This is a genomic window from Aestuariimicrobium sp. Y1814, from assembly GCF_050113895.1.
Lineage (GTDB): Bacteria > Actinomycetota > Actinomycetes > Propionibacteriales > Propionibacteriaceae > Aestuariimicrobium.
In genome coordinates, this window is sequence record NZ_JBNJRW010000009.1 from 97911 (window position 1) to 123845 (window position 25935).

The 25935-nt window shown below is 68.3% G+C and carries 22 protein-coding genes; 4 read left to right on the forward strand and 18 right to left on the reverse strand.

The window, feature by feature from the left end; genetic code table 11:
- Positions 1-139: 139 nt before the first annotated feature.
- From ACQE3C_RS11415 to ACQE3C_RS11425, 3 genes are all read left to right on the forward strand, one after another.
- Positions 140-1684 carry a hypothetical protein gene (locus tag ACQE3C_RS11415; RefSeq protein WP_434539302.1) on the forward strand — a complete coding sequence of 515 codons (1545 nt, stop codon included), beginning with the start codon at positions 140-142 and terminating at the stop codon, positions 1682-1684.
- A 499-nt stretch (positions 1685-2183) separates the two neighbouring features.
- Positions 2184-2918, forward strand: coding sequence for a helix-turn-helix domain-containing protein (locus ACQE3C_RS11420; protein ID WP_434539334.1), 735 nt, complete (start codon positions 2184-2186; stop codon positions 2916-2918).
- A 119-nt stretch (positions 2919-3037) separates the two neighbouring features.
- Positions 3038-3655 (forward strand): DUF1707 SHOCT-like domain-containing protein, encoded by a 618-nt coding sequence (locus tag ACQE3C_RS11425; protein WP_434539303.1) that lies wholly within the window; start codon positions 3038-3040, stop codon positions 3653-3655.
- A gap of 84 nt (positions 3656-3739) precedes the next feature.
- On the opposite strand, the gene ACQE3C_RS11430 is transcribed toward ACQE3C_RS11425, so the two are convergent.
- The 16 genes from ACQE3C_RS11430 to ACQE3C_RS11505 all read right to left on the reverse strand — a co-directional run bounded on the left by ACQE3C_RS11430 (position 3740) and on the right by ACQE3C_RS11505 (position 21969).
- Complete coding sequence (locus tag ACQE3C_RS11430) at positions 3740-4714, reverse strand: polyprenyl synthetase family protein (RefSeq protein WP_434539304.1); 975 nt, start codon at positions 4712-4714, stop codon at positions 3740-3742.
- Between the two features lie 23 nt (positions 4715-4737).
- The gene (gene nuoN, locus ACQE3C_RS11435) at positions 4738-6315 is read right to left on the reverse strand and encodes an NADH-quinone oxidoreductase subunit NuoN (RefSeq protein ID WP_434539305.1); all 1578 of its coding nucleotides are present in this window, start codon (positions 6313-6315) and stop codon (positions 4738-4740) included.
- Positions 6312-7829, reverse strand: coding sequence for an NADH-quinone oxidoreductase subunit M (locus ACQE3C_RS11440; RefSeq protein ID WP_434539306.1), 1518 nt, complete (start codon positions 7827-7829; stop codon positions 6312-6314). Before ACQE3C_RS11440 ends, nuoN begins: the two co-directional genes overlap by 4 nt.
- Before the next feature lie 16 nt (positions 7830-7845).
- A complete protein-coding gene (nuoL, locus tag ACQE3C_RS11445) occupies positions 7846-9693 on the reverse strand; it encodes an NADH-quinone oxidoreductase subunit L (protein ID WP_434539335.1) in 1848 nt (615 codons plus the stop codon).
- Positions 9694-9769: 76 nt separating this feature from the next.
- Positions 9770-10069: an NADH-quinone oxidoreductase subunit NuoK gene (gene nuoK, locus ACQE3C_RS11450; RefSeq protein ID WP_434539307.1), complete on the reverse strand. Its 300-nt coding sequence runs from the start codon at positions 10067-10069 to the stop codon at positions 9770-9772.
- Positions 10066-10881, reverse strand: a complete 816-nt coding sequence (locus tag ACQE3C_RS11455; RefSeq protein ID WP_434539308.1) for an NADH-quinone oxidoreductase subunit J — start codon at positions 10879-10881, stop codon at positions 10066-10068. The genes nuoK and ACQE3C_RS11455 overlap by 4 nt, the downstream gene beginning before the upstream one ends.
- Positions 10881-11447 (reverse strand): NADH-quinone oxidoreductase subunit NuoI, encoded by a 567-nt coding sequence (gene nuoI / locus ACQE3C_RS11460; RefSeq protein WP_434539309.1) that lies wholly within the window; start codon positions 11445-11447, stop codon positions 10881-10883. The genes ACQE3C_RS11455 and nuoI overlap by 1 nt, the downstream gene beginning before the upstream one ends.
- On the reverse strand, positions 11447-12799 hold the full coding sequence (gene nuoH / locus ACQE3C_RS11465) for an NADH-quinone oxidoreductase subunit NuoH (RefSeq protein WP_434539336.1): 1353 nt from the start codon (positions 12797-12799) through the stop codon (positions 11447-11449). Before nuoH ends, nuoI begins: the two co-directional genes overlap by 1 nt.
- Before the next feature lie 11 nt (positions 12800-12810).
- Complete coding sequence (locus tag ACQE3C_RS11470) at positions 12811-15273, reverse strand: NADH-quinone oxidoreductase subunit G (RefSeq protein ID WP_434539310.1); 2463 nt, start codon at positions 15271-15273, stop codon at positions 12811-12813.
- Positions 15270-16616, reverse strand: coding sequence for an NADH-quinone oxidoreductase subunit NuoF (nuoF, locus tag ACQE3C_RS11475; RefSeq protein WP_434539311.1), 1347 nt, complete (start codon positions 16614-16616; stop codon positions 15270-15272). Before nuoF ends, ACQE3C_RS11470 begins: the two co-directional genes overlap by 4 nt.
- Complete coding sequence (gene nuoE, locus ACQE3C_RS11480; RefSeq protein ID WP_434539312.1) at positions 16613-17377, reverse strand: NADH-quinone oxidoreductase subunit NuoE; 765 nt, start codon at positions 17375-17377, stop codon at positions 16613-16615. Before nuoE ends, nuoF begins: the two co-directional genes overlap by 4 nt.
- Positions 17374-18702, reverse strand: coding sequence for an NADH-quinone oxidoreductase subunit D (locus tag ACQE3C_RS11485; RefSeq protein ID WP_434539337.1), 1329 nt, complete (start codon positions 18700-18702; stop codon positions 17374-17376). Before ACQE3C_RS11485 ends, nuoE begins: the two co-directional genes overlap by 4 nt.
- A gap of 65 nt (positions 18703-18767) precedes the next feature.
- Positions 18768-19598: an NADH-quinone oxidoreductase subunit C gene (locus ACQE3C_RS11490; RefSeq protein ID WP_434539313.1), complete on the reverse strand. Its 831-nt coding sequence runs from the start codon at positions 19596-19598 to the stop codon at positions 18768-18770.
- A complete protein-coding gene (locus tag ACQE3C_RS11495) occupies positions 19595-20152 on the reverse strand; it encodes a NuoB/complex I 20 kDa subunit family protein (RefSeq protein ID WP_434539314.1) in 558 nt (185 codons plus the stop codon). Before ACQE3C_RS11495 ends, ACQE3C_RS11490 begins: the two co-directional genes overlap by 4 nt.
- Positions 20153-20180: 28 nt before the next feature.
- Complete coding sequence (locus ACQE3C_RS11500; protein ID WP_434539315.1) at positions 20181-20540, reverse strand: NADH-quinone oxidoreductase subunit A; 360 nt, start codon at positions 20538-20540, stop codon at positions 20181-20183.
- A gap of 118 nt (positions 20541-20658) precedes the next feature.
- Entirely contained in the window at positions 20659-21969 is a 1311-nt protein-coding gene (locus ACQE3C_RS11505) for a geranylgeranyl reductase family protein (RefSeq protein WP_434539338.1), read from the reverse strand.
- A 181-nt stretch (positions 21970-22150) separates the two neighbouring features.
- On the opposite strand from ACQE3C_RS11505, the gene ACQE3C_RS11510 reads away from it, so the two are divergent.
- Positions 22151-23398: an isochorismate synthase gene (locus ACQE3C_RS11510; protein ID WP_434539316.1), complete on the forward strand. Its 1248-nt coding sequence runs from the start codon at positions 22151-22153 to the stop codon at positions 23396-23398.
- A gap of 52 nt (positions 23399-23450) precedes the next feature.
- Here the strand turns inward: ACQE3C_RS11510 and ACQE3C_RS11515 are convergent, their stop codons facing one another.
- Positions 23451-25235 carry a DUF6297 family protein gene (locus ACQE3C_RS11515; RefSeq protein ID WP_434539317.1) on the reverse strand — a complete coding sequence of 595 codons (1785 nt, stop codon included), beginning with the start codon at positions 25233-25235 and terminating at the stop codon, positions 23451-23453.
- On the reverse strand, positions 25232-25879 hold the full coding sequence (locus ACQE3C_RS11520) for an ABC transporter ATP-binding protein (protein WP_434539318.1): 648 nt from the start codon (positions 25877-25879) through the stop codon (positions 25232-25234). Before ACQE3C_RS11520 ends, ACQE3C_RS11515 begins: the two co-directional genes overlap by 4 nt.
- Positions 25880-25935: the final 56 nt, after the last annotated feature.

The following is a 25935-nucleotide window of genomic DNA, read 5'->3' on the forward strand; positions in this document are numbered from 1 at the left end:
GGAGTGGGCTGGGGGCCTGTCTGCTTGGAACCGTGGCAGGAGCCGGGGCCCGCGGGGCTGGTGGACCCATCCACTTGGGAGCCCATGGTCAGGTGCTCGGGTAACCTGACCGCAGTACCCACCCGCGGAGAGGACGTCGATGCAGCACGGCGAGACTGGACCTGACGACGCCACGGTCTACCGCCCCCAGGCTGCTGGAGCGCAGGGCGGGCCCGGCCCGGACGAGGGGACGGTCTACCGGCCCCAGGCCCCCGGTCCCTCAGGGGCTGATCCTCACGGCGCACCCCCGGCGAACGATGCCACGGTCTACCGACCCCAGACACCCCCCTCGGGCGCCAGCCCCCACGGCGCTCCCCCGGCCCATGACGCGACGGTTCTTCGTCCCCGCCCGGCGGCACCGGCGCCCGTCCCCGACGACGGTGATGGGGAGGCCACCCACCTGGTGGGGCGCCCACCCGCGTCCGGGACCACCCCGCCGGCGAGCTGGGTCAACGACGCGAACTGGGCCAAGCAGACGGGCACGCCGTCGTCGATCCCCCCGATCAGTGCCTCCGAGGTGCCGACCTTCCCCCAGTTCGACAGCCAGCAGTTCCCGCAGGACTACTCGGCCTACTCCCTGCCCGAAGACCGCTTCCAGGCACCACCCGAGGTGCGCCAACGCACCCGGCCGAAGCTGCCGATCACCCGTGTGCTCGGGTGGACGTTCGCAGTGGTCCTGCTCGCCGTGGCGGCGGGCGTGGGTTACGTGAGCTTTTTCCGCACCCCGGTCGAGGACGAGGCGGTGAAGGTCCCGGTCACCCAGACAGCGTCCGTGCAGGTGGTGCGCGGAGACGAAGTGGTGCGCCAGTACCTGCAGGCGCTGGCTGCCGGTGACGTGGATGCGGCCCGCAGCCTCGGCCCGCTGGGCGGTGCAGGGTCGACCGCCCTGATGACCCGGGAGGCGTACGCCGAGGCGCTGAAGGCGGCACCCATCACCGAGGTGAACGTGCCGACCACCGACGAGAATGCCACTGACATCCCGGCGACCTACAAGCTGGGTGACCAGGAGGTCTCGACCCGGTTCCGGGTGCGCAAGCTCGACTCCGGCTCCTGGGAGATGGCCCAGACGACCGTCACGTTCCGGATGCAGGGAACCAGCGTCACCAACGTGCCCCTGATCGTCAATGGAGTACGTCTGGACTGGGACACGCCCCTGGAACTGTTCCCCGGCGCCTACCAGGTCACCACGGGGCTGCCCTTCATCAGCTTCGCCGCGACGGACTCACTGACCGTGTTGCACCTGGGCTACTCCGACACCACCAGCCACCCGGTGACCCCGCTGCTCACCGAGGCGGGCACGGCGGCGTTCAAGAAGGCTGTCACCACCTCGCTGACCCAGTGCACCTCGCGCAAGGAACTCGCCCCGGCGAACTGCCCCATGAACTACGGCTCGTCCAAGCCGGTGGTGCCTGGCACCGTGACCTGGACCCTGAACGGGGACCCGGTGACCCCGGCGCGCTCGGGACTGGTGGCCACCGACCTCTCGAAGGCCGAGGTGACGGTCAACGCATCGTTCACCCTGTCACTGGTGTTCACCGACCAGGGCCGACTGAACAACAGCCCCGTGGAGTCACGCGCCATCGCCACCGCGGTGATGACAGTGACCAATGAGTCGCTGATCAAGATCGAGTGGCGCAACGTCTGACGTTTGGGCCGAGCCACCACGACCTATTGGCTCCCGTGACCGCCAACTCCCCTGACCACCAACTCCCCTGACCACCAACTCCCCTGACCACCAACTCCCCTGACTGCCAGCTCACCGGACCACCAGCCCCGACCCTCCCGACCCCCTCTCTGGGGGCTACGTCAGCTTCCTCTGTGTTTGCTGACAGAGAGTCAGCAAACGCAGAGTGTCCGGAAGGAGGGGTCGCCGGGCATGCCTGGGGTGGCGCTCTGCCTCGTGGGTCCCGCTGCACAGCACGGCTCACCGGGTGTTGACCAGGTTCCAGCTGGCGGGGCAGGCCTCCTGATCCCGTCGACCATCGGCGGGCGCAAGTCTTGTCAGTGGCGGGCGGCAGGATGATGTCACCACCGTCGGTCGCCGACGACCGATGGCTACCGAGAACCACCGATAACCACCAATGACAACTCGAGTGCTGCTGGTGACCGAAGGCCACTGGGCAGGCCGCGGAGTAAGGGCGACCATGCGAGACGACTGGGCGAATTCGGCTCCGACAACGCCGGACGGCGGATCATCCGCATCACCAGCATCACCCGCCGCGCAGTTCGACGTCATCGGCATCCTGCTGCGCTGCCGACGTGTCGCCGACCTGTCACAGCGGGACCTCGCTGCCCTGCTCCAGGTCTCTCCCAGCACCGTGGCTCGCTGGGAGAACGGCACCCGGATGCCTCCTGCCGATGTCCTGGCGGCCGTGGTGGCACTGGCCGGCTACCGCCTCGCCATGGTCGACGACCAGGACCAGCCGATCGAGCCAGCCCCCAGTGAGCCACTTCGTGACCGGGCTGGGCGACGCGTCCCTGCCCACCTCGACGTCCACCTGTGGCACGAAACCATCTGGGGCCTGACGGACTCCGGCAACTGGGGATACACCACCCGTTCCGTGCACGCCCCACGTCGTGTAACTCGAGATCGGCACCGCCAGTGGCTGGCCGACCACGGCGTTCCCGTCGTGGGCGCGCCCGGCCACGTCCCCTACCACGGTGTCCTGGCGCATCGGCGCTGTCATGACATCCCCACCCTGCGCGACTTCCAACACTGGCGAGACTGTTTCACGTCCGACATGCGCGCCCGCACGAGGGCTCGCCTACTTCGCTGGCCGATCACTCCACCAGAACCGTGCTTCTGCACGGTGGAATGCCACGAGCACCCCGGCTGTCCCACAGATTGTCCCTGCCAGTGCGAACCGGTGAACGGCTGAGAACCCACGAGTGCTTCGGCCCGGGGAACCACGTTCGGAGGTCCGTCACCCCGGGCTGTCCCACCGACTGTCCCTGCCAGTGCGAACCGGTGAACGGCTGAGGACGGTACGTTGGCCCCATGGACCCACAGTCACCACCCATGCGCGTCGGCGACGCAGAACGTGCCCAGGTGACCCGGGTACTCGACCAGGCCTACGCGGCCGGCCAGCTCACCCACCAGGAACACTCTGAGCGCACCGACCAGGCCCTGGTCGCCGTCCACGCCTCAGACCTGGCGCCGCTCGTGGCTGACCTGACGCTCACTCCTCCCACCGAACTGGCTCCGCTGCCGCCACCACGTCAGCGCGTACCCGCACCGACCACCTCGTCGGCCAGCGGCAGCCCGGTGTCTCTCGCGATCCTGTCCGCCGCGGTCAAGAGTGGCGACTGGACCCTCGCCCCCCAGCACGTCGCCTTTGCCTTCTGGGGTGCGGTCACCATCGACCTGCGCGAGGCCAGGTTCGCCTCTCGGGAGGTCACCATCACTGCCGTCGCGATCATGGGCGGCATCCGTATCGTCGTCCCGCCGGACGTCCGAGTCCGTGTCCAGGGGATCCCCGTGCTGGGCGCCGTCGGCACCGGTGGTGACCCGGTCGACCCCGACCAACTGGCCCCGGACGCTCCGGTCGTTACCGTGAACGGGGTCGCGTTGATGGGCGCAGTCGAGGTGATCCGTCAGGTCGAGGACGACGACTGATCAACAGTCCCGGGCTGACCCACAGACCACGGACCCACAGACCCACAGAGCCCGCACGGCCCCGGGCCACTGCCCCGAAGAACCTCAGGCCACGCGCGTGGCGATGTCGTCACACGCCTTCAACAGCGCCCGCTTTGCATTCCCCTCGGGCAACCCCGCCAGGTGCCCACGAGCAACCTCCGCCCGCCGGCGCACCTCGTCGCGAGCCTGGTCGATCACCGGGTGCGCCCGCAGCCGCTCCAGCACCGCCGCCAGCTCGGCATCATCACTCAGGTCAGCGTCGATCGCGGCGACCAGGTCACGGTCAGCCGGGTCGTCCGAGCGCCGCAGAAGCAGCGTCGGCAGGGTCTCGACCCCCTCACGCAGGTCAGTCCCGGGTGTCTTGCCCGTCACCTCACTGGTGATGTCGATGACGTCGTCCGAGAGCTGGAACACCAGCCCGATCTCTTCACCGAACAGCCGCAGCGACTCCAGGTGTTCCGGCGACACCCCCGAGACCATCCCGCCGAACATCGCCGAGGCAGCGATCAGCGACCCGGTCTTGTCGGCGATGACCTGCAGGTAGTGCTGCAGCGGGTCCTCCCCCTCACCGGGCCCACGGGTCTCGGCGATCTGCCCCTGCACCAGCCGCGCGAAGGTCTCCGCCTGCAGGGTGACGTACTCCACCCCGAGCGTGGCCACCGTGGTGGACGCCCGGGCGAACAGGTAGTCCCCCACCATGATCGCCACGGAGTTCCCGAACCGCGCGTTGGCCGAGGCCGCCCCACGGCGCAGGTCGGCCTCGTCCATGACGTCATCGTGGTACAGGCTCGCCACGTGGGTCAGTTCCACCACGCACGCAGCCTTCACCAGGTCCTCGACGTCGGGCTCATTCCCCACGGCACTGGCCAGCACCACCAGCAGCGGACGGAACCGCTTGCCGCCGGCAGCAATGATGTGGTTCGCGGCCTCGGTCACGAACGGGGTGTCGGCCCCGGCGAGTTCCTCCAGCCGCTGCTCCACGAGGGCGAGGCGTTCGGCCACCAGGGTCGAGAACGCCTCGTCGCCCGATTCGGTCACAGGATTCCTTTCGAAGGTGTTCCTCAGCGGAGGAACTCGGCAGCGCTGATCGCCAGCTCAGCCAGGGGTTCGCTCCACAGGCCAAGGGCCAGCGTACCGAGCGCACACACGATGATCACAGTCCAGGTCATCCAGCTCGGCGAATCGACGGTCACACCCTCGGCCTCAACCCCGGGCTCACGGAAGAACATGACCACCACGACCCGCAGGTAGAAGAACGCCGCGACCAGGCTCATCAGCACCGCCACCAGCACCAGCCAGGCGTAGCCACCGGCCCACCCGGCCAGGAACACCTGCAGCTTGCCGATGAACCCACCGGTCAGCGGGATGCCGGCGAAGCTCAGCATGAACAGCGTCATCAGCGCCGCGATAAACGGGTGCTTGCGCCCCAGCCCGGTCCAAGCCGCCAGGTTGTTGGCCTCACCACCGGCCTTGCGCACCATCATGACGATGGCGAACGCACCCAGCGTCGCCAGGCCATAGGCGGTCAGGTAGAACAGGATCGACGCCACCGAACCCACGGACGCGTTCGGGTGGGTCTCCGGGGTCACCGCACCGGCGATCGCCACCAGCAGGAAGCCCGCGTGCGCGATCGACGAGTACGCCAGCAGTCGCTTGATGTCGGACTGGCTCAGCGCCACGACCGAACCCACCAGCATGGTGAGCACCGCCAGCGCAGCCACCACCGGCTGCCAGTCCCACCGGATGGCCCCGAGACCCACGAACAGCACCCGCAGCATCGCCACGACGGCAGCCGCCTTGGTCGCGACCGCCATGTAGGCGGTGATCTGGGTGGGGGCACCCATGTACACGTCGGGGGTCCACGCGTGGAACGGCACGGCGCCGATCTTGAACAGCAGGCCCACCAGCACCAGCACGGTGCCGCCGTACAGCAGCGCCGGGCTCGAGTCGGGGTTGTTCTGGATCGCAGTGGCCAGGTCGCTCAGGCGCAGCGACCCCGAGAAGCCGTACAGCAGCGCGGTGCCGTACAGGAAGATCGCCGAGGTCAGCGACCCGAGCAGGAAGTACTTCAGCGCCGCTTCCTGGCTCAGCAGGCGACGACGACGAGCCATCCCCGAGAGCAGGTACAGCGGCAGCGAGAAGACCTCCAGCGCGACGAACATGGTGATGAAGTCATTCGCCGAGGCGAACAGCATCATGCCGAAGGTCGAGAACAGCACCAACGGGTACACCTCGGTGTGCTCGTGCTTGACCTCGAAGGCCTTCGCCTCATTGGCCGAACCCGGCACCGAGGAGGCCATCGGGGTGAAGTTGGTCGTCCCCTTGTTCAGCCGGCGCTCGCTCATCAGCAGCATCGCCAGGATGGTCACCACCAGCAGCAGCGCCCAGATGAAGTAGGTCGGCCCATCCGTGGTCACCGACCCCAGCGCACGCACTCCGAAGACCTCGTTGCGCCAGTTCTGGATGGTCATCGCCAGCGCCCCGAGCAGGCCCAGGGCCGCGACGATCATCTGGGCCTCGTCGCGCAGGCCCTGCTTGATCACGCCCTCGATCAGCACCCCCACCGCAGCAGCGGCGAACAGGATGATCAGCGGGGCCAGTGCACCGTAGTTCAGTTGCACCTCGAGCATGGTGATCATCGGTTGCCTCCCGTGCTGGGATCGGTCATGCCAATCTGCGACATGGTGTCCTTCGATGAGGTGTCGAGCACGTCTGTGACGGGCTTGGGATAGAACCCGAAGACCAGCAGCAGTGCGATGAGAAGACCTGCGACGGTGCGCTCCCGCGCCCCCAGGTCACTGGTGATGGTCGCCTCCACCTGGTCGGTGACCGGCCCGGTCATCGTCCGCTGGTAGGCCAGCAGCACGTACAGCGCCGAGAGCACCATGGCGAGGCAGGCGATGGCCGCGATCACCGGGTGCCGCTGCCAGGTGCCGACCAGCACCAGGAACTCACCCACGAAGCTGGCGGTACCGGGCAGGGACAGCGCCGAGAGCCCGGCGACCAGGAAGGTGCCCGCCAGCAGCGGGGCCTTCTTCTGGACGCCGCCGAAGTCGCGGATGAGGGCACTGCCCCGGCGGTCGACCAGGAAGCCGATGACCAGGAACAGGGCGGCCGTCGAGAAGCCGTGGGCCAGCATGTAGTAGCCGGTGCCGGTGATCGAGGTGGTGGTGAAGGCGAAGATGCCCATCACCATCAGCCCGAAGTGGCTGATCGAGGTGTAGCTGATCAGGCGCAGCAGGTCCTTCGAGCCGATCGCCATCATGGCGCCGTAGATGATGCTGACCAGCGCCAGCACCAGGATCGCGGGGGTCGCCCACTTGCTCGCCTCCGGGAAGATCTGCAGGCAGAACCGCAGCATGCCGAAGGTGCCGATCTTGTCGAGGATGCCGACCAGCAGGGTCGAGGCACCCGGACGAGCCTGCTCGGCGGTGTCCGGCAGCCACGTGTGCACGGGCACCATCGGGGCCTTGATCGCGAAGGCGATGAAGAACCCGGCCCACAGCCACGTGCCCATGGTGGAGTCGAAGTCCAGCGCCGCCAGGTCGCTGACCAGGAAGCTGAGCTTGCCCTGGGCCGCCGACTCGGCGCCGACACCGACCACGCTGAACAGCATCACCAGGCCGCCGGCCAAGGAGTACAGCAGGAACTTCATCGCGGCCGCACCACGCTTGGGCCCGCCCCAGCCACCGATGAGGAAGTACATCGGGATCAGGGTGGCCTCGAAGAACAGGTAGAACAGCAGCGTGTCGACGCTCATGAAGCAGAACAGCGCGAAGCTTTCCAGCATCAGGGCCAGGGCGAAGAAGACACCCGAACCCCACTTCGAGTCCTTGCCGTGGGCCAGCGAGGAGTCACCGACCCGCCACTCGGCGAGCATAACGATCGGGACGACGATGACGGTGAGCAGCACCATGGTCATCGTCAGGCCGTCATCACCCAGCGCGTAGTAGGCGCCGATCGACTTGATCCAGACGTAGGTCTCGGACAGGTCGGTGCCCCGCGCCGCGATGAAGGCCCAGACACCGAGCACCAGGGTGCCCAGCGAGAACACCAGGCCCGCGTACCGCGCGGCAGCGCCGCGCAGCGCGAAGGTGACCAGCGACCCGACCAGCGGCAGCAGCGCCAGGACGGTCAACAAGGGGAATCCCATTTCTTCTTCCTCCCCCTCAGGCCAGGTGGCCCAGGTACAGGGCAGCCGCGAGCAGCAGCACACCAACGATCATGGTCAGGGCGTAGCTGCGCACGTAGCCGTTCTGGACGCGCCGCAGCGCGGTCGACAGGCCGGTGAACACCCCGGCGCTGCCGCGCACTGCACCGTCGACGACCACGTCGTCGAAGGCGACCAGGCCTTCGACGGCCTTCTCGCCGGGGCGCTGGAACGCGTACAGGTTGACGTCATCACCGAACAGGTCCCGACGACCGGCCAGCACCAGCGGGTTGCGGGTGTGGGGCTCGGTCCAGGGGATGTCGCGGCGGTGCAGCACCCAGCCGATCAGCACACCCACGGCGACGGTGGCCATGGTGGCCCAGCCGACGGGGGTGATGTGCAGCAGGCCGGTGGTGTGCGGGTGGTCGTCGCCGACGGCCGGGGCCAGCCAGGTGGTGATCCAGCCGTTCATGACCACACCGGCGCCGATGCTGAGCACGGCAAGCACGATCAGCGGCACGGTCATCACCCAGGGCGACTCGTGCGGGTGCACGTCGTCCTTCCAGCGCTTCTCGCCGAAGAAGGTCATCATCATCAACCGCGTCATGTAGTAGGCGGTGATGCCCGCACCGAGCAGGGCCAGCACACCGAAGGCCAGGTGCTTGTCCCAGGCCGCCTCGATGATGTGGTCCTTGGAGTAGAAACCGCTGGTGAACGGGAACCCGATGATGGCCAGGTAGCCCAGGCCGAAGGTGACGAAGGTGATCGGCATGTACTTCGCCAGGCCACCGTAGCGGCGCATGTCGACGTCGTCGTGCATGCCGTGCATCACCGAACCGGCACCCAGAAACATGTTGGCCTTGAAGAAGCCGTGGGTGATCAGGTGGAAGATGGCGAACGCCGCACCGGCGGGGCCGATGCCGGCGGCCAGCATCATGTAGCCGATCTGGCTCATGGTCGAGCCGGCGAGCACCTTCTTGATGTCGTCCTTCGAGGTACCGATCCAGGCACCGAACAGCAGGGTCACGGTGCCGACGATCGCCACCGCCAGCGCGGCCTCGGGGGCCAGCGCGTAGATCGGGTGGCTGCGCACGATCAGGTACACACCGGCGGTCACCATGGTGGCGGCGTGGATCAGGGCCGAGACCGGGGTCGGGCCCTCCATCGCGTCGAGCAGCCACGACTGCAGCGGCACCTGGGCCGACTTGGCGCAGGCACCGGCCAGCAGCAGGAAGCCCAGCAGGACCACCCAGGCGGGCTCCACCGCACCGATGCCCTCGGCGACGTCGGTGAACTTCACCGACCCGACCTGGGCCAGCATCAGCCCGATCGCCATCATCATGCCGAGGTCACCGACACGGTTGACCACGAAGGCCTTCTTCGCGGCCTTCGCCGCGGAGTCCTTGTGCTGCCAGAAGCCGATCAGCAGGTAGGACGCCAGGCCCACACCTTCCCAGCCGATGAACAGCAGCAGGTAGTTGTCGGCCAGCACCAGCAGCAGCATCGCGGCGATGAACAGGTTCAGGAAGGCGAAGAACCGGCGACGGTTCTCGTCATGGGCCATGTAGCCGATCGAGTAGATGTGGATCAGTGAACCCACGCCGGTGATCAGCAGCACGAACAGGATCGACAGCTGGTCGACCAGCAGGCTGACCTCAAAGGTCCAGTTGCCGGTGGTGAACCACTGGTAGACCGGGACCTCCACGGCCCGCTGGGACGTGTCGCGACCCAGCAGGTCGACGAACAGCAGTGCGCCGATGACGAAGGAGGCGATCGGCGCCAGGGTGGCGAGGTAGTGGCCCCACCCGTTGGTGGCCCTGCCACCCACGAGCAGCAGGCCGGCGATCACCAGCGGAATGGCAATCATCAGCCAGGCCAGGCCGAACAATCCCGAGGCAGCGACCGGCTCGGTGACGGTTTCGAGGAAATACACGCCTACCCCTTCAGAACTTCAGCAGGTTTGCGTCGTCGACCGAGGCCGAGCGGCGGGTACGGAAGATGGTCACGATGATCGCCAGGCCGACCACGACTTCTGCGGCGGCGACAACCATCACGAAGAAGGCGGCGACCTGCCCGTCCAGCCCACCGTGGTGGTGGGCGAAGCTGACGAAGGCCAGGTTCGAGGCGTTCAGCATGATCTCGATCGACATGAATGCGACCAGCGCGTTGCGTCGCACCAGGAAGCCGAGCACCCCGATCGTGAACAGGATGGCCGAGAGGATCAGGTAGGCATTGGTGCTCATTCGAGTTCCTCCCGGTTGTTCGGCGAGTTGTCGGTGCTGATCGCGTTGAACGTCGCCTCGGACGGGGCGCGCAGCTCGTTGGCATCGACGTAGGCGCCGCGCTCGCTGAGGATCTTCGAGACCGAGGTCTCGGCCACGCTGCCGTCGGGCAGCAGCGCCGGGGCGTGGATGGCGTTGAAGCGGGCGTAGACACCGGAATTGGGCATCGGGCCGGGGTGGGTGCCGTCCTTGGCGTAGGCCGCCATCTTCTTGTCGGCGGTCTCCTTCTGCCCCAGCTTGGGGATCAGGCGCTCACCGTGGGCCAGCACCATCGCACCAACCGCAGCGATGGTCAGCAGCGCGGCGGTGGCCTCGAAGACCACCACGTAGCGGCCGAACAGCAGGTCGGACAGGGCGTGCACCGAACTCGGGAACCGCGAGATCACGGCGTCCAGCCCCTGCGGCGGGGTGTTCACGGCCCGCCCGGCCAGCGAGACCAGCAGCAGGCCGAAGCCGATGGCCGCGAAGGTCGCGGCGATGCGGTGGCCCTTGATCGTCTCGATGACCGAGTCGGAGGTGTCGACACCGATCAGCATCACGACGAACAGGAACAGCATCATGATGGCGCCGGTGTAGACGATGATCTGGGCGACGAACAGGAACGGTGAGGCCAGTGAGGCGTACAGCACCGCCAGGCCGATCATCATGCCGACCAGCCAGATCGCCGAATGGACCGCCTTGCGGCTCATCACCATGCCCAGGGCACAGATCACCATGATCGGGGCCACGATCCAGAAGGCCACTGCCTGGCCACTCACGAGTGGGAGCAACATCACTTGTCGCCTCCCTTCGGTGCATCGGGGGTCTGGACGGGGGTGCGGTTGTCGGGCTTTCCGGTGGGCGGCAGGCCCAGGAAGTAGCTCTGCTCGTCGGGCCCGAGCCGGCGGGCGTGCGGGGGTTCCTCCATGCCGGTCAGCAGCGGGGCGAGCAGTTCGTCCTTGGTGTAGATCAACGACTCGCGGCTGGTGTTGGCCAGCTTGAACTCATTGGTCATGGTCAGCGCGCGGGTCGGGCACGCCTCGATGCACAGGCCGCAGAAGATGCAGCGCAGGTAGTTGATCTGGTACACGTGCCCGTAGCGCTCACCGGGTGAAAAGCGGGCTTCCTCAGTGTTGTCGGCGCCCTCCACGTAGATGGCGTCGGCCGGGCAGGCCCAGGCACACAGCTCGCAGCCCACACACTTCTCCAGCCCGTCGGGCCAGCGGTTGAGCTGGTGGCGGCCGTGGAACCGGGGTGCGGTGACCTTCTCACCTTTGTGCGGGTAGTTCTGAGTGAAGGTCTTGCGGAACATCGTCTTGAAGGTGATCCCGAAACCACCCCACTGTTCTTTGAAGCCCATCAGGACTCGTCTCCCTTCACCGACGACGCCTCGGACGTGTCGGGTTCGTCCTCAGCCACCGTCGAGCCGCTCAGCACGCCTGCCATTTCGGGCAGGGTCTGGCCGGGCAACGGGGGCACCGGGTAACCACCGGCGAACGGGTCGAACGGTTCGCTCAGGTCGACCTGCGCCGGCTTGGTCTCTTCCTGGGTGCCGCCGCCCCACAGGATCAGCGCCAGCAGCGCCACCGCGATCACACCGACGATCACGAAGAACACCGGGCCGGAGAACCAGCCCTCACGCTGGCCCACCTTGAGCAGCGCGACAGCCACGATCCAGGCCAGGGCGATCTCGATCAGCCACTTCCAGCCCAGCTTCATGAACTGGTCGTAACGGAAGCGGGGCAGGGTGCCGCGCAGCCACACGAAGCCGGTGATCAGCAGCTGCACCTTGAGGATGAACCACACCGGGCCCATCCAGCCGGAATCGAGCCACTCGACCTGGTTGAACGGCCACGGCGCCCGGTAGCCACCGAGGAACAAGGTGGTGGCGATGGCCGAGACGGTGGCCATGTTGATGTACTCGGCGAGGAAGTACATGGCGTAACGGAAACCGGAGTACTCGGTGAGGTAGCCCGAGACCAGCTCGGACTCACACTCGGGCAGGTCGAAGGGGGCGCGGTTGGTCTCGCCGACCATCGAGATCAGGTAGATCACGAAGGCGGGCAGCAGCAGCACCGCGTTCCACTGCGGCAGGCCGGTGTTGAAACCGGCGATAGTGAAGGTCTGCGCCTGGCTCTCGACGATGTTCGACATGCTCATGGAGCCGGCGAACATGAACACGCCCACCAATGCCAGGCCCATGCTGGCCTCGTAGGAGATCATCTGCGCGGCCGAGCGCACCGAGCCGAGCAGCGAGTAGGTCGAGTTCGACGCCCACCCGGCCAGCACGATGCCGTAGATGCCGATCGAGGCGATCGCCAACATGAACAGCATGCCGACCGGCAGGTCGGTCAGCTGCAGCCGGGTCTCGACGCCGAACATCCGCACCTGGCCGCCCAGCGGCATCACCGACCAGGCGGTGAAGGCCGCCATGCCGGTCAGCAGCGGGGCCAGGTTGAACACCCACTTGTCGGTCTTGGTGGGGCGGAAGTCCTCTTTGAAGATCAGCTTCGCACCGTCAGCCAGCGCCTGGCCGAGGCCGAAGGGACCGTTCATGATGGGGCCGAGGCGGTGCTGCATCTTGGCCACCACGCGCCGTTCGTACCAGACGTTGAAGATCGTCCACACCAGCAGCAGCACGAACATCCCGACAACCTTGATCAGGATGATCCACCACGGGTCGGGTGGCAACACTGCCTCCAACGGCATCAGTTCCACGGGGTTCATGCCGCACCTCCCACGAGTCGGACTCGGTCACCGGCGACAGCGCCCAGCGCGCTGGCCGTCACGGTGCCGTCCTGCCCAGCCGACCCGCCAGGGTCGGTGGCGCTGTGCAGCGGCACCCACACCACGTCTTCTGCCATGCCCTCGACGACCTCGAGGGGCAGGGTGAGCTCGCCCCCGGTCAGCACCAGGGTCGCCTGCCCGGCCCCGGCCAGGCCATGGGCCTCGGCGGTCGCCGGCGCCAGCCGGATCACCGGGCGCGGCGCGGTGGCCATCAGGTCGGGCTCGTTGTCGTTGGCGGCCGACTCGTCGAGCAGCACCCGCCAGGTGGCCAGGGTCAGGTCGCCCTCACCGGCCGGCTCATAGGGGGTGGCCGGGGCCTGCGCCAGCGGCGCCCGCTCCCCGTCCCAGCCGCCGAGCTCGTCGAGGGAGGCCAGCGCGTCGCGCGAACCGCGGAAGCCGAGGTCGCTGCCGAGGGCATCGGCCAGCGCGGCCAGCACCCGGATGTCGGTCATCGGGGCGACCTGGTGGCGGATGACGGTGTTGACCCGCCCGCGCCGGTGCTCCCAGTTCAGGAAGGTACCGGCGTGTTCCTCGAGCAGCGCCACCGGGAAGACCACGTCGGCGCGCTCGCTGACCTGGCTGCGGCGGTTCTCGATGCTGATCACGAAGTCGGCGGCCTCCAGTCCCTCCAGCACGGCGGCGGGGATGCGGAAGTCCTCCGGCTGCACACCGGCGACGACCAGCGCCTTCAGCCCGCCGTCGGCCGCGGCCGCGACGATGGCGTCGGCGTCCAGGCCTTCGGACGAGGGCAGCGAGGCGGTGCCCCAGGCAGCGGCCACGTCAACGCGGGCGCTGGGGTCGCTGACCGGACGACCGCCCGGCAGCAGGTGCGGCAGGCAGCCGGCCTCGATCGCGCTGAGCTCACCGGCGCGACGCGGCACCCAGGCCAGCCGGGCCCCGGTCTCGTCGGCCAGGTGGGCGGCGGCGGTGAGGGTGCCCTGGGCCAGGTTGGCCCGCTCCCCCACCAGCACGATGGTGTCGGCGTCGAGCAGGCCCTGGTCCTTGAGGGTGCCCAGGACCTGGGCCTCGGTGCCGGGCACGGTCGCGACCAGCTGGGCGTTCAGCTTCTGCGAGCCGCGCGACAGGTACGGGGCCAGGGTGAGCACCTCGGTGCGGTTCTTGCGGTTGGCCTTGCGCAGCCGCAGGAAGACCATCGGGGACTCGTCCTCGGGTTCGAAGCTGACCAGCACGACGCGCTTGGCCCGTTCGAGGTCGGCGTAGGTCACCGAGTCGGCCAGGTCGCGCCCGGCGACCCGGTTGGCCAGGAACTGGCCCTCCTCGGTGGTGTGCACTCGGGAGCGGTGGTCGATGTTGTTGGTGCCGAGCACCGCGCGGGCGAACCGGCTGTAGGCGTAGGCGGCCTCCAGGGTCAGTCGGCCACCGGGCAGCACGCCCACGGAATCACCGGCGGCCTGCAGGCCGGCGACCGCGGCGTCGATCGCCTCGTGCCAGCTCGAGACCACCAGTTCACCGTCGCGGCGCACCAGTGGGGCGGTGAGCCGGTCGTCCCCACGCCCCGACAGGAACGCGAAGCGACCCTTGTCGCAGTTCCACTCCTCGTTGACCTCGGGGAGGTTCCCGGCCAGGCGGCGCTTGACCTGGTAGTGGCGGTGGTCGCTGCGCAGCTCACAACCGGCGGCGCAGTGCTCACAGGTGGTGGTGGTGCTGACCAGGTCGAACGGACGCGACTGGAAGCGGTAGGAGGTGCTGGTCAGCGCCCCCACCGGGCAGATCTGGATGACATTGCCCGAGAAGTAGGAGTCGTAGGGGTCGTCCTGGTAGGTGCCGATCTGCTGCAGGGCACCGCGTTCGACCAGCGCGATGAACGGGTCACCGGAGATCTGCTCGGAGAAGCGGGTGCAGCGGGCGCACAGCACGCAGCGTTCCCGGTCGAGCAGGATCTGCGCGGAGACGTTGACCGGCTTCGGGAAGGTGCGCTTGACCCCCTCGAAGCGGCTCTCGCCGTGGCCGTGGCTCATCGACTGGTTCTGCAGCGGGCACTCGCCGCCCTTGTCACAGATCGGGCAGTCGAGTGGGTGGTTGATCAGCAGGAACTCGAGCATGCCCTCCTGCGCCTTCTTGGCGACCGGGGACGTCAGGTGGGTGTTGATCACCATCCCGGGGGCGCACTCGATGGTGCAGGAGGCCTGCGGCTTCGGGAAGCCGCGCCCGTTGCCCGCATCGGGGATCTCGACCATGCACTGGCGGCAGGCGCCGACCGGGTCGAGCAGCGGGTGGTCGCAGAAGCGCGGGATGTCGATCCCGACGGCCTCGGCCGCACGGATGGCCAGGGTGCCCTTCGGCACGCTCACCTCGATGCCGTCGATGGTGAGGGTGACCAGGTCCTCGCGCTTGTCGACCTCGGTGGCCTCGGTCGTGGACTTCGCGTCGACACTCATGCGTGGGCACCTTCCTTCTGGGTGTCCGCGGCGGCGGCAGCCGGCTTGGCGAACAGGGCGCTCTTCTCGTAGGGGAACAGTTCCCAGGCCGGGGTGGTGTACCCGGCTTCGAACTCACTGCGGAACTCCTTGACCGCGCTGGTCACCGCGGCGACGGCACCGTCGGCCAGGGCGCAGAACGATCGTCCGCCGATGTTCTCGCAGACGTCGAGGATCTTGTCGACGTCACCCTCGGTGCCGCGACCGGCCTCGAGGTTGCGCAGGGTCTGGACGAGCCACCAGGTGCCCTCACGGCAGGGGGTGCACTTGCCGCAGGACTCGTGCTTGTAGAACTCGACCCAGCGCAGCGTGGTGCGCACCACCGAGGTGGTCTCGTCGAAGATCTGCAGGGCGCGGGTGCCGAGCAGCGAGCCGGCCGCCGCCATCTCTTCGTAGTCGAGCGGCAGGTCGACCTTGTCGGCGGTCAGGATCTGGGTCGAGGAACCACCGGGGGTGAAGAACTTCAGCTGGTGGCCCTCGCGCATGCCGCCACCCAGGTCAATGAGCTCACGCAGGGTGGTGCCCAGCGGGGCCTCGAACTGGCCGGGGGTCTTGACGTGGCCGGACAGCGAGTACAGCACGTGGCCACGCGACTTCTCGGTGCCCATCGCGTTGAACCAGCCCTCACCGTTGGCGATGATGGCCGGCACCGAGGCGATCGACTCGACGTTGTTGACCACCGTCGGGCTGGCGTACAGGCCGGCCACGGCGGGGAAGGGGGGACGCAGCCGCGGCTGGCCCCGGCGACCCTCCAGGGAGTCGAGCAGGGCGGTTTCCTCACCGCAGATGTAGGCACCGGCACCGGCGTGGACGACGACCTCGAGGTCGCGGCCCGAGCCGAGGATGTCCTTGCCGATGTAGCCGGCGGCGTAGGCCTCGCGCACGGCCTGCTGCAGGCGGCGGATCACGTGCAGCACTTCACCGCGCACGTAGATGAAGGCATAGACCGCCTTGGTGGCCATCGCCGAGATGATCACGCCCTCGACCAGGGTGTGGGGGCTGGCCATCATCAGCGGGATGTCCTTGCAGGTACCCGGCTCCGACTCGTCGGCATTGACCACCAGGTAGGTGGGGTTCGGGTTGTCCTTGGGCAGGAAGCTCCACTTCATGCCGGTCGGGAAGCCCGCCCCGCCGCGACCGCGCAGGTTGGAGGCCTTGACCTCGTTGACGATGTCGTCGGGGGCCATCGTGGCCGCCTTGCGCAACGCCTGGTAGCCGCCACGACGTTCGTAGTTCTCGAGCTTCCAGGCCCGGTCCTCGCCCCAGTTGGCGCTCAGCACCGGGGTCAGCTTGTCGATGCTCACTTGCCCTCCTCCTTCGGCGAGGCAGGCTCACGCACCGCGTCGGCGGCGGGAGCGGTCCAGCCCTCACGCTGGGCGATCTCCAGACCGACCAGGGAGGCGTGCCCGGCGGTCGGGCCCTCGTCGGCGCGCCCGTCGGGGAAGCCGGCCAGCACCCGCTCGGCCTCACGCCAGGAGGTGATCCGGGCCCCGCGGGTGGAGTGCACCTCTTCGTCGTTGACCAGCTTGTCGATCAGGTCGTCGGCCTTCTCGGGGGACATGTTGTCCATGAACTCCCAGTTGACCATCATCACCGGGGCGAAGTCGCAGGCCGCGTTGCACTCGAGGCGCTCGAGGCTGATCTTGCCGTCGGGGGTGGTCTGGTTCTCGGAGATGCCGAGCCGGTTCTCGACGTGCTCGAGCAGCAGGTCGCCACCCATCACCGCGCACAGCGCCGTGGTGCAGACACCGACGTGGTGCTGGCCGGCCGGGCGCCGCTTGTACATGGTGTAGAACGTCGCCACGCCCGAGACCTGGGCCGTGGTGATGCCGAGCACCTCGGCGCAGACCTCAATGCCGCGCGGCGAGATGCGCCCGTCGACGCTCTGCACCAGGTGCAGCATCGGCAGCAGCGCCGAGCGCGGCTGCGGGTAGCGGGCCGCGATCTGGCGCATCTCCTCGATGGTGGTCTCGTCGATGTTGGAGCTGGTGTCGGCGTAGTCGACCCCGCCCGTGCCGGGCACCTGGGGGTCGTCGAAGTGGGACTGGAACTCGTGACCGCTCATCGGTCAACACCTCCGAGAACAGGGTCGATGGACGCCACCGCGACCACCACGTCGGACATCATGCCGCCCTCGCACATCATCGGGGCCGCCTGCAGGTGGTGGAACCCTGGGTCACGCAGGTGGGACCGGTAGGGCCGGGTGCCACCGTCGGAGACCAGGTGCACACCGAGTTCGCCCTTGGGCGACTCGATCGCCTGGTAGACCTGCCCCGCGGGAACGCGGAAGCCCTCGGTGACAATTTTGAAGTGGTGGATCAGCGCCTCCATGGACTCACCCATGATGTGCTTGATGTGCTCGTTGGAGTTGCCCTGGCCGTCGGGGCCCAGCGAGAGCTGTGCGGGCCACTTGATCTTCGGGTCCTCGACCATCACCGGCTGGCCGGTCGAGGCCTCGAGGCGCTCGGCGACCTGCTTGACGATCTTGAGCGACTCCCACATCTCGGCCTCACGGACGCGGAACGCACCGTAGGCGTCGTTGGTGTCCCACACCGGCACGTCGAAGTCGTAGGTTTCGTAGCCGCAGTAGGGCTGCGACTTGCGCAGGTCGTGGGGGAGGCCGGCCCCGCGCAGGCGCGGCCCGGTGACGCCCATGGCCATGCACTGGGTCAGGTCCAGCTTGCCGACGCCCATGCGGCCCAAGAAGATCGGGTTCTCGTTGCAGAAGATGCCGTACTCGGGCAGGTGCTTCTCGAGCCAGCTGATCACCATGCGCAGGTGGTCCAGGCCACCTTCGGGCAGGTCGTTGGCCACTCCCCCGGGCCGGATGTAGGCATTGTTCATGCGCAGGCCGGTGACGGCTTCGAAGAAGTCGAGGATCATCTCGCGTTCGCGGAAGCCGATGGTCATCACCGTCAGGGCACCGATCTCCATGCCACCGGTGCCGATGGCGACCAGGTGCGAGGCGATCCGGTTGAGCTCCATGAACAGTACGCGCAGCTCAGTGGCACGCTGGGGGATGTCGTCGGTGATGCCGAGCAGCTTCTCGACCCCGAGGCAGTAGACGGCCTCGTTGAAGATCGGGGCGACGTAGTCGGCGCGGGTCAGGAAGGTCACGCCCTGGGTCCAGGTGCGGTACTCCATGTTCTTCTCGATGCCGGTGTGCAGGAAGCCGATGCCCGGGCGCAGGCTGGTGACGGTCTCACCGTCCATCTCCAGGATCAGCCGCAGCACGCCGTGGGTGGAGGGGTGCTGGGGACCCATGTTGACGACGATCGTCTCGTCTCCGCGTTCGGCCTGCTCGGCGGCGATCTCGTCCCAGTCGCCACCCTGCGACAGGTAGACGTGGTCGACGTCACCGTCACCGGGTTCGGTGAACCCGCGGTTCATCGCCTCGGCCGAGCTGGCCGGGATGGCGCGTTCGGCGTCGTGCTCGCTCAGGTTCTGGGTGCTCATCAGGAGTAGCTCCTACGCTCGTGGGGCGGCGGGACGACCGCGCCCTTGTACTCGACGTCGACACCGCCCAGCGGGTAGTCCTTGCGCTGCGGGTGACCGTGCCAGTCGTCCGGCATCAGGATGCGGGTGAGGGCATGGTGGCCGTCGAAGATGACGCCGAACATGTCCCAGGTCTCACGCTCGTGCCAGTCGGTGTGCGGGTAGACGCTGATCAGCGACGGGGTGTGCGGGTTGTCCTCGGGCAGCCCCACCTCGAGGCGGATGCGCCGGTTGTGGGTGATCGAGAGCAGGTGGTAGACCACGTGCAGTTCCTCACCGGCCGAGTTCGGGTAGTGCACCCCCGAGACGCTGGTGCACATCTCGAAACGCAGCTGGGCGTCGTCGCGCAGCGCGCGGGCGAGTTCCACCATCTTCTCGGGGCGGACGAAGAAGGTGATCTCACCCCGGTCGACGATCGTGCGCCCGGTCGAGAACCCGGGGACGAGTTCAGCCATGCGGTCGGCGACCTGGTCGAACCAGCCGCCGTAGGGCTGCTGCGAGGCCTCGGGCATGGTGATGGTGCGGGCGATCTCGCCGTAACCGGAGGTGTCGGTCGACTTCTGGTCACCCCACATGCCCTGGCGCACCCGCAGCACCTGCGGGGCGGCGGGGTCGTGGGCCTGGCTCGAGGCCGGGCCCACGTCGACGGTGCCGGTGGCATCGGACGAACGGGAGTCCTCGCGCTCGACGCCCTCCTTGGGCGCGGCTTCGGGTGCGGTCACCTTCTCGGGAGCCGGGGCATCGGGGGCCGGGGTGTTCGGGGAGGCGTTGTCGGGCTTGTTCTCGCTCATCGCATGAGCCCCTTCATCTCCATGGTGGAGGGCTTCTCGAGCACCTCTGCCTCACGGGTCTCGATCTGCTCGATCATGTTCGGGCCGATCGGGGTCTTGGCGACGATGCCCTTCTTCAGTTTGAAGACGGCGTCGATCAGCATGTCCGGGCGGGGCGGGCAACCGGGCAGGTAGATGTCGACCGGCAGGAAGTGGTCGCAGCCCTGCACGATGGCGTAGTTGTTGAACATGCCGCCGGAGCTGGCGCAGGCACCCATCGAGATCACCCACTTGGGGTTGGGCATCTGGTCGTAGACCTGGCGGATGACTGGGGCCATCTTCTGGCTGACGCGGCCCGAGACGATCAGCAGGTCGGCCTGGCGCGGGGAGGCGCGGAAGACTTCCTGGCCCCACCGGCCGGCGTCGAAGCGGGGGGCACCGAACGACATCATCTCGATGGCGCAGCAGGCCAGGCCCATCGTGGCCGGCCAGAAGGAGGCCTGCCTCATCCAGCCGGCGATCGCCTCGAGGCTGGTCAGGATGACGCCGCTGGGGAGTTGCTCTTCAATACCCATGACTGTGGTTCCTTCCCTGGTTGGCTGGTCAGTCCCAGTCCAGGCCGCCGCGGCGCAGGACGTAGAAGTAGGGGATGAACACGGTGACGATGAACAGGATCATCGCGAGCACCGGGAACAGGCTCATCTGGTTGAACGAGACGGCCCACGGGTAGAGGAACACGATCTCGATGTCGAAGATGATGAACATCATCGCGGTGATGTAGTACTTCACCGGGAAGCGGCCGCCGCCGACCGGCTGGGGGGTGGGCTGGATGCCGCACTCGTAGGAGTCGTACTTCGCCCGGTTGTAGCGCTGCGGCCCGACATGTCCCGACAGGTTGATCGAGACGATGATGAACAGCGTTGCCAGCGCAAAGAGCCCAAGAATGGGAATGTAGGCGTTCACGCGATTCCTCCCCTGGGCCGGTGCGGCCCTGACGTGAGTGATTCGACTGTTGTGGCTGCAAGGTCCACGCAGCAGGGGCCGACGGTGGCCCCCGGGTTCGAGATGGTGCGCACGGTGCTCATGCTGCGGGCGCGATCCGGGTGAGGGTGTTGATCAGGCGGTCGACGATGTCGCCGTCGTGCTGGTCGGTGAGGTTGGCCAGCAGCTTGTGCACCACGCGCATCAGCGACTTGCGCGGCAGCCCGTAGCGGACGCAGACCTTCATGACCTCAGGATGGCCGATCAGCTTGGCAAAAATGGTGCCGAGCCGGAAGTAGCCGCCCATGTCGGCCTTGAGCCGGGTGACGTAGCCCTGCAGGGCCCGTTCGGCGTTCGGGGTGCCCCAGCCGCGTGAGCGGGCTTCGGCGACGGCCTCGGCGGCCATCTCGGCGGCCTCGAGGGCGTAGTCGATCCCCTCACCGTTGAACGGGTTGACCATGCCGCCGGCATCACCGACCAGCAGCAGTCCGCGGGCGTAGGCGGGCTGGCGGTTGAAGGCCATCGGCAGCGGGGCGCTGCGGATCTCGCCGGTGCGGTTTTCCTCGGTGAAGCCCCACTCGGGCGGCGTGGCCGCCAGCCAGCGCAGCATCAGTTCCTTGTAGTCGGTCTTCGCGAACGCCGGGGAGGTGCTGAGCATGCCCAGGCCGACGTTGCTGATGCCGTCCCCGCTGGGGAAGGCCCAGCCGTAGCCGGGCAGCAGCGCCGACTGGTGCGGGAGTCCGTCCCACAGCTCCAGCCAGGACTCCATCCAGTCGCCGTCGCCGCGCTCGCACTGGTAGTAGGCACGGGCGGCGACCCCCATCGGACGATCGTCGCGCTTGGTGATGCCCATCTTGACCGACAGCCGCGACGAGGCCCCGTCGCAGGCGATCACCACCGGGGCGCGGAACTCGCGGCCATCCTTGCTGGTGACCCCGACGATGCGGTCGCTGACCCGGTCGATGATGGGTTCGCGCACGGTGCAGCCGGTGACCAGGGTGGCGCCCAGCCTTTCGGCGTGGCGGGCCAGCAGTTCGTCGAAGTCCTCACGGCGGCGCACCAGGCCGTAGTTGGGGAAGTCGGACAGTTCGGGCCAGGGCATGTCGAAGGGTTCGACCCGGCCGCCGTAGACGCGCAGGCCCTTGTTGCGGTGCCAGCCCTCGTCGGTGGTGTCGATGCCCAGGTTGACCAGCTGCTTGACCGCCCGCGGGGTGAGCCCGTCACCGCAGATCTTGTCGCGGGGGAAGGTGGCCTTCTCGAGGAGGATGACCTGCAGGCCGCGGCGGGCCAGGTGGGCTGCAGTGGCCGAACCGGCGGGCCCTGCACCGACCACGATGGCGTCGGCGTGCACCGCCGGCGCCTGTGCCTCGGCGTCGTCGCTCGGAGCCTGTTCGGCCGCGACGTCAGTCATCATCCCTACTTCCTTGGAGCGTTCTTCCCGGGTGAGTCTAGGCACTTTTTTCACGAGCGGCTAACCGCCGTCCCATGAGGCATTTCTGCAACAAACCGGTGCTCAAATTCGCCGTCGCGAAGGGCTGGGACGACGTTCGGAAACCTCTTCCCCAGACGGTCTGGGCTAGGCTGCTGCGGTGATGAGCAGCGACCGCCGCGGCCGCCTGTGCGCCCGCACGGTGGCCATCCCTGACCCCGGACCGCTGGAGGCATACCTGCCCACTGGAACGGCGACCGCCTTCCTGCGACGCGGCGACGGGGTGATCGGGCTCGGCAGCCTGCACCGCATCGAGGTCCAGACTCCTGCCCAGGCCGATGCTGCCTGGCAGGAGTTCGTCGCCGAGCTGGAGCACGACACCGAACTGCCCGGGCTGTTCGGCACCGGCCCGCTCGCCTTCGGCGCCTTCACCTTCGACCCCGACAACACTGCGGCGACGTCGGTGCTGGTGGTGCCCGAGGTGCTGATCGGACGACGCAAGGGCACCAGCTGGATGACCTGCGTCGGGTTCGACCAGGTGCCCGATGCCCTGCCGATCCCCCAGCCGGCACCCATGCCGCATGGCCCGGTGACCTGGCGCGACGGGTCGATGGCCCCCCAGGACTGGAGCAAGCTGGTCTCCGAGGCGGTCGAGGCGATCCGGTCGCACGAGGTCGACAAGGTGGTGCTGGCCCGTGACGTGGTGGCCCGTGCCGCCGAGCCGATCGATGCCCGTTCGCTGGTGCTCTTCCTGACCGCCGAGTACCCCACCACCTGGACCTACCTGGTCGACGGCATGGTCGGCGCCACCCCCGAGATGCTGGTGCGCCGCGAGGGTGGCCTGGCCACCTCCCGGGTGCTGGCCGGGACGATCCGCCGCCACGGGGTGGCGCCGGAGGATGCGGCGCTGCTCGCCGACGCGCTGAGTTCCTCGTCCAAGGACCTGCGCGAACATGAGTTCGCGGTCGCCTCGGTCGCCGAGGCGCTGGCGCCGTTCTGTTCGGGCATGAACGTGCCCGATGCGCCCTACGTGCTGGAACTGCCCAATGTGCTGCACCTGGCCACCGACATCACCGGGGTGGCCCTGCCGGGGTCGACCTCACTGGCGCTGGCCTCCGCGCTGCACCCCTCGGCGGCAGTGTGCGGCACCCCCACCCCGGTGGCGCGCCGGCTGATCGCCCGCATCGAGGGGATGGACCGGGGCCGTTACGCCGGGCCGGTCGGCTGGATCGACGCCGAGGGCAACGGGGAATGGGCGATTGCGCTGCGTGGCGGGCAGTTGGACCCCGTTGACCCCCACGAGATCCGCCTGTTCGCCGGTGGCGGCATCGTCGTCGACTCCGACCCGGTCGCCGAACTGGCCGAGACCCGGGCGAAGTTCCTGCCCATGAAGGCGGCCGTCGGCGGGTAGCCGGTGGCGTCCGTGCCGGCTCCCGGCCCACCGCCCGGGACCACCCGTGGGCTCAACGGCCGCGGGTGACCTTGATCTTCTCCTTGGAGGATGCGGGCGCCGCGGGCTTGCCGCCCTTGGTGGTGGTCCTGGCCTGCTCCATCTGGCGGCGGTTCTCTTCCTGCATGGCGGCCAGTTCCTCCTGGTCGATGCCACCCATGCGCAGCACGCTGAAGCAGATCACCGCCAGCACGATGCTGATCCACACCGACCAGCCCAGAAGGGCCGGCAGGGTGATGATCGCGATCATGTCGAAGCCGCGGATCAGGTTGAACAGCATGCCCGGGGGCATCGCACCCATCTCGGTGGCCATCATCGGGGCCTGGTAGTTGGCCGGCTTCGCGCTCACCCAGCGGATGGCGCCGATGAACCCGGCCGCGGCGGTCACCACGGCGATCATCGCGGTCTCGATCGGGTCGCCGCCGATCATCGGGGCATCGGCCACACCCATCATCGCCGGGGTGATCAGCACCGCCCACAGCAGCGCCAGCACTGCCGGCACCACCGAGGCGGCTGTGCGGATCTGGCCGGTGGTGAACGGCAGCATGCGGGCCAGGCCGCGGCTGCGCGAGAGCACCCGCAGGGTGTTGAAGAACGGGATCAGTGAGGCCATCAGCACGATCGCCGAGATGGGGATGACCAGTCGTCCCAGCCCGAGGGCCTGGACGGCGTAGGGCACCACGGCGCTGGCCAGCAGCGCGAACAGCGGCTTGGGGAAGCGGTACAGGCGCTGCACGTCGCGCATGACCAGCGCCTGCAGCCCCTTGGAACGGCCGCGGGTGGGCTTCACGTGGCCGCGTTCGTTGGCCTCGCGGGTGACCAGGATGTCGCGCATCAGGGCGAAGTCGAGGGCGAAGGCAGCGCCCTGCATGCCGCTGACCAGGTTGCCGCCGGCGACCAGCCGGGCGCGGCGGATGTGGTCGAGGCGGTGCACGGCCAGCGCACCGGCGACGATGAGCAGCAGCAGCCCGAGGCCGGCGACCACGAAGGCCATCTGCTCGGTGAAGTCACGGCCCAGCACCGGGTGGATCCAGCCGGCGGCGGTGCCCACCACCAGCAGCAGGGCCGCGATCGCGGCCAGCCCCATCACGGCCTGGACGAGAGTGACCAGCCACGTGCGTTCGATGCCCTGTTCGGCGGCGGCCAGAGCGGTCAACCCGGCAGCCCCCAGCCCACAGGCGAGTGCCCAGGCGACGATGACCATGCCGCCCGAGCCGGTCAGGGTGGCCACCAGGGCACCCAGGGCGGCGCCGGCGAGCAGCGCCACCAGCACGGCGGCGAGCAGGCGTCGACCCAGCAGCCGGCGCCGCGACAGCGGGGCCTCCATCAACCAGAAGCCCTCGGCGGCCGAGGCCAGCACGGGCCCGAAGATCCGGGCCAGGGCGAGGGTGAAGGCGAGCACACCGAACATGGCCGCCCAGGGCAGCAGCCCTCGTCCGGAGGTGCAGGCATCGGTGCTGCAGTCGGCGGCCAGCGACTGGGCGCGCACCAGTGAGCTGACCACCATCGCCACGATCATCACGGTGGCGAAGACCGCGACATAGGCGTCGCTGAGGGCCTGCCACAGGTTCTTGGTCGCGCGGCCCTTGCGCCAGTCCTCCATCAGGTTCAGCAGGGCCCGCTCGTCGACGACGTGCTGTTCGAGGGTGTTCACGTCGTGGGCCAGCACGAGTTCCGGCTCGGGGACCGGTTCGGTCTCGGGTTCGGCGGCCTGCTGGGCGGCGGTCTGGGCGGCCTGCGCCTTCTGGGCCTTTTGGGCGGCGCGCCCGACCTGCTTGTTGCGCCTGGCCTGGCTCATCGGGTGCCCACCTGGACCGTGCGGGCGTTGAGCGCCTCCACCAGCGTCGGTTCGTGGGAGGCCATCAGGATCGCGAGCCCGTTCTGCTTCTCGACGGCGAGCCGCTTGCCCAGCCAGGCCACGCCCTCGACGTCGAGGCGCTGCTCGGGCTCGTCGAGGACGAGCAGCTTGCGCGGGCGTACCAGCGCGGTGGCCAGCGCCAGTCGGCGGCGCTGGCCGGACGACAGGGTGCCCGGCAACTGGCCCGACTGCGGCACCAACTGCACCTCTTCGAGGACCTCGTCGACGAGCTCGTCGACGTCGTCCAGGCCGTGGGCGCGGGCGAGCAGGTCAAGGTGCTCGACCACCGACAGGTCAGGGAAGAAGTCGAGGTCGTCGATCACGGTGGCCACGTTGCGACGGATCTCGGGGTTGGATTCCGACACCTTCATGCCCAGCACCTCGACCGTGCCCTCGGTGGGCCGGTCGGCGCCGATGATGCAGCGCAGGATCGTCGACTTGCCGGCGCCGTTGCGCCCGGTCAGTGCGACCGCCTCGCCCTCACCGATGGTGAGGCTGAACTTGTCGACGATGGTGTGGTCCCCGAACTTCTTGACGAGGTTGTCGACGTGGAGGACGGTTTTCGCTTTGGCCATGGCGCCCATTGTTCCCCATCGGCCAAGATGGTCCGACACCGGCGGGTGGGCGCTGCAGCCGGTCG

What these genes read in the sequence shown, in the direction of transcription:
- ACQE3C_RS11470 (WP_434539310.1), bottom strand. Translation starts at nt 15,273, where the DNA reads ATGAGTGTCGACGCGAAGTCCACGACCGAGGCCACCGAGGTCGACAAG.
- ACQE3C_RS11490 (WP_434539313.1), bottom strand. Translation starts at nt 19,598, where the DNA reads ATGAGCGAGAACAAGCCCGACAACGCCTCCCCGAACACCCCGGCCCCC.
- ACQE3C_RS11515 (WP_434539317.1), bottom strand. Translation starts at nt 25,235, where the DNA reads ATGAGCCAGGCCAGGCGCAACAAGCAGGTCGGGCGCGCCGCCCAAAAG.
- ACQE3C_RS11420 (WP_434539334.1), top strand. Translation starts at nt 2,184, where the DNA reads ATGCGAGACGACTGGGCGAATTCGGCTCCGACAACGCCGGACGGCGGA.
- ACQE3C_RS11485 (WP_434539337.1), bottom strand. Translation starts at nt 18,702, where the DNA reads ATGAACCGCGGGTTCACCGAACCCGGTGACGGTGACGTCGACCACGTC.
- ACQE3C_RS11455 (WP_434539308.1), bottom strand. Translation starts at nt 10,881, where the DNA reads ATGTTGCTCCCACTCGTGAGTGGCCAGGCAGTGGCCTTCTGGATCGTG.
- ACQE3C_RS11415 (WP_434539302.1), top strand. Translation starts at nt 140, where the DNA reads ATGCAGCACGGCGAGACTGGACCTGACGACGCCACGGTCTACCGCCCC.
- nuoN (WP_434539305.1), bottom strand. Translation starts at nt 6,315, where the DNA reads ATGATCACCATGCTCGAGGTGCAACTGAACTACGGTGCACTGGCCCCG.
- ACQE3C_RS11495 (WP_434539314.1), bottom strand. Translation starts at nt 20,152, where the DNA reads ATGGGTATTGAAGAGCAACTCCCCAGCGGCGTCATCCTGACCAGCCTC.
- ACQE3C_RS11425 (WP_434539303.1), top strand. Translation starts at nt 3,038, where the DNA reads ATGGACCCACAGTCACCACCCATGCGCGTCGGCGACGCAGAACGTGCC.
- ACQE3C_RS11440 (WP_434539306.1), bottom strand. Translation starts at nt 7,829, where the DNA reads ATGGGATTCCCCTTGTTGACCGTCCTGGCGCTGCTGCCGCTGGTCGGG.
- ACQE3C_RS11505 (WP_434539338.1), bottom strand. Translation starts at nt 21,969, where the DNA reads ATGACTGACGTCGCGGCCGAACAGGCTCCGAGCGACGACGCCGAGGCA.
- nuoI (WP_434539309.1), bottom strand. Translation starts at nt 11,447, where the DNA reads ATGGGCTTCAAAGAACAGTGGGGTGGTTTCGGGATCACCTTCAAGACG.
- nuoE (WP_434539312.1), bottom strand. Translation starts at nt 17,377, where the DNA reads ATGAGCGGTCACGAGTTCCAGTCCCACTTCGACGACCCCCAGGTGCCC.
- ACQE3C_RS11510 (WP_434539316.1), top strand. Translation starts at nt 22,151, where the DNA reads ATGAGCAGCGACCGCCGCGGCCGCCTGTGCGCCCGCACGGTGGCCATC.
- ACQE3C_RS11520 (WP_434539318.1), bottom strand. Translation starts at nt 25,879, where the DNA reads ATGGGCGCCATGGCCAAAGCGAAAACCGTCCTCCACGTCGACAACCTC.
- nuoK (WP_434539307.1), bottom strand. Translation starts at nt 10,069, where the DNA reads ATGAGCACCAATGCCTACCTGATCCTCTCGGCCATCCTGTTCACGATC.
- nuoL (WP_434539335.1), bottom strand. Translation starts at nt 9,693, where the DNA reads ATGATTGCCATTCCGCTGGTGATCGCCGGCCTGCTGCTCGTGGGTGGC.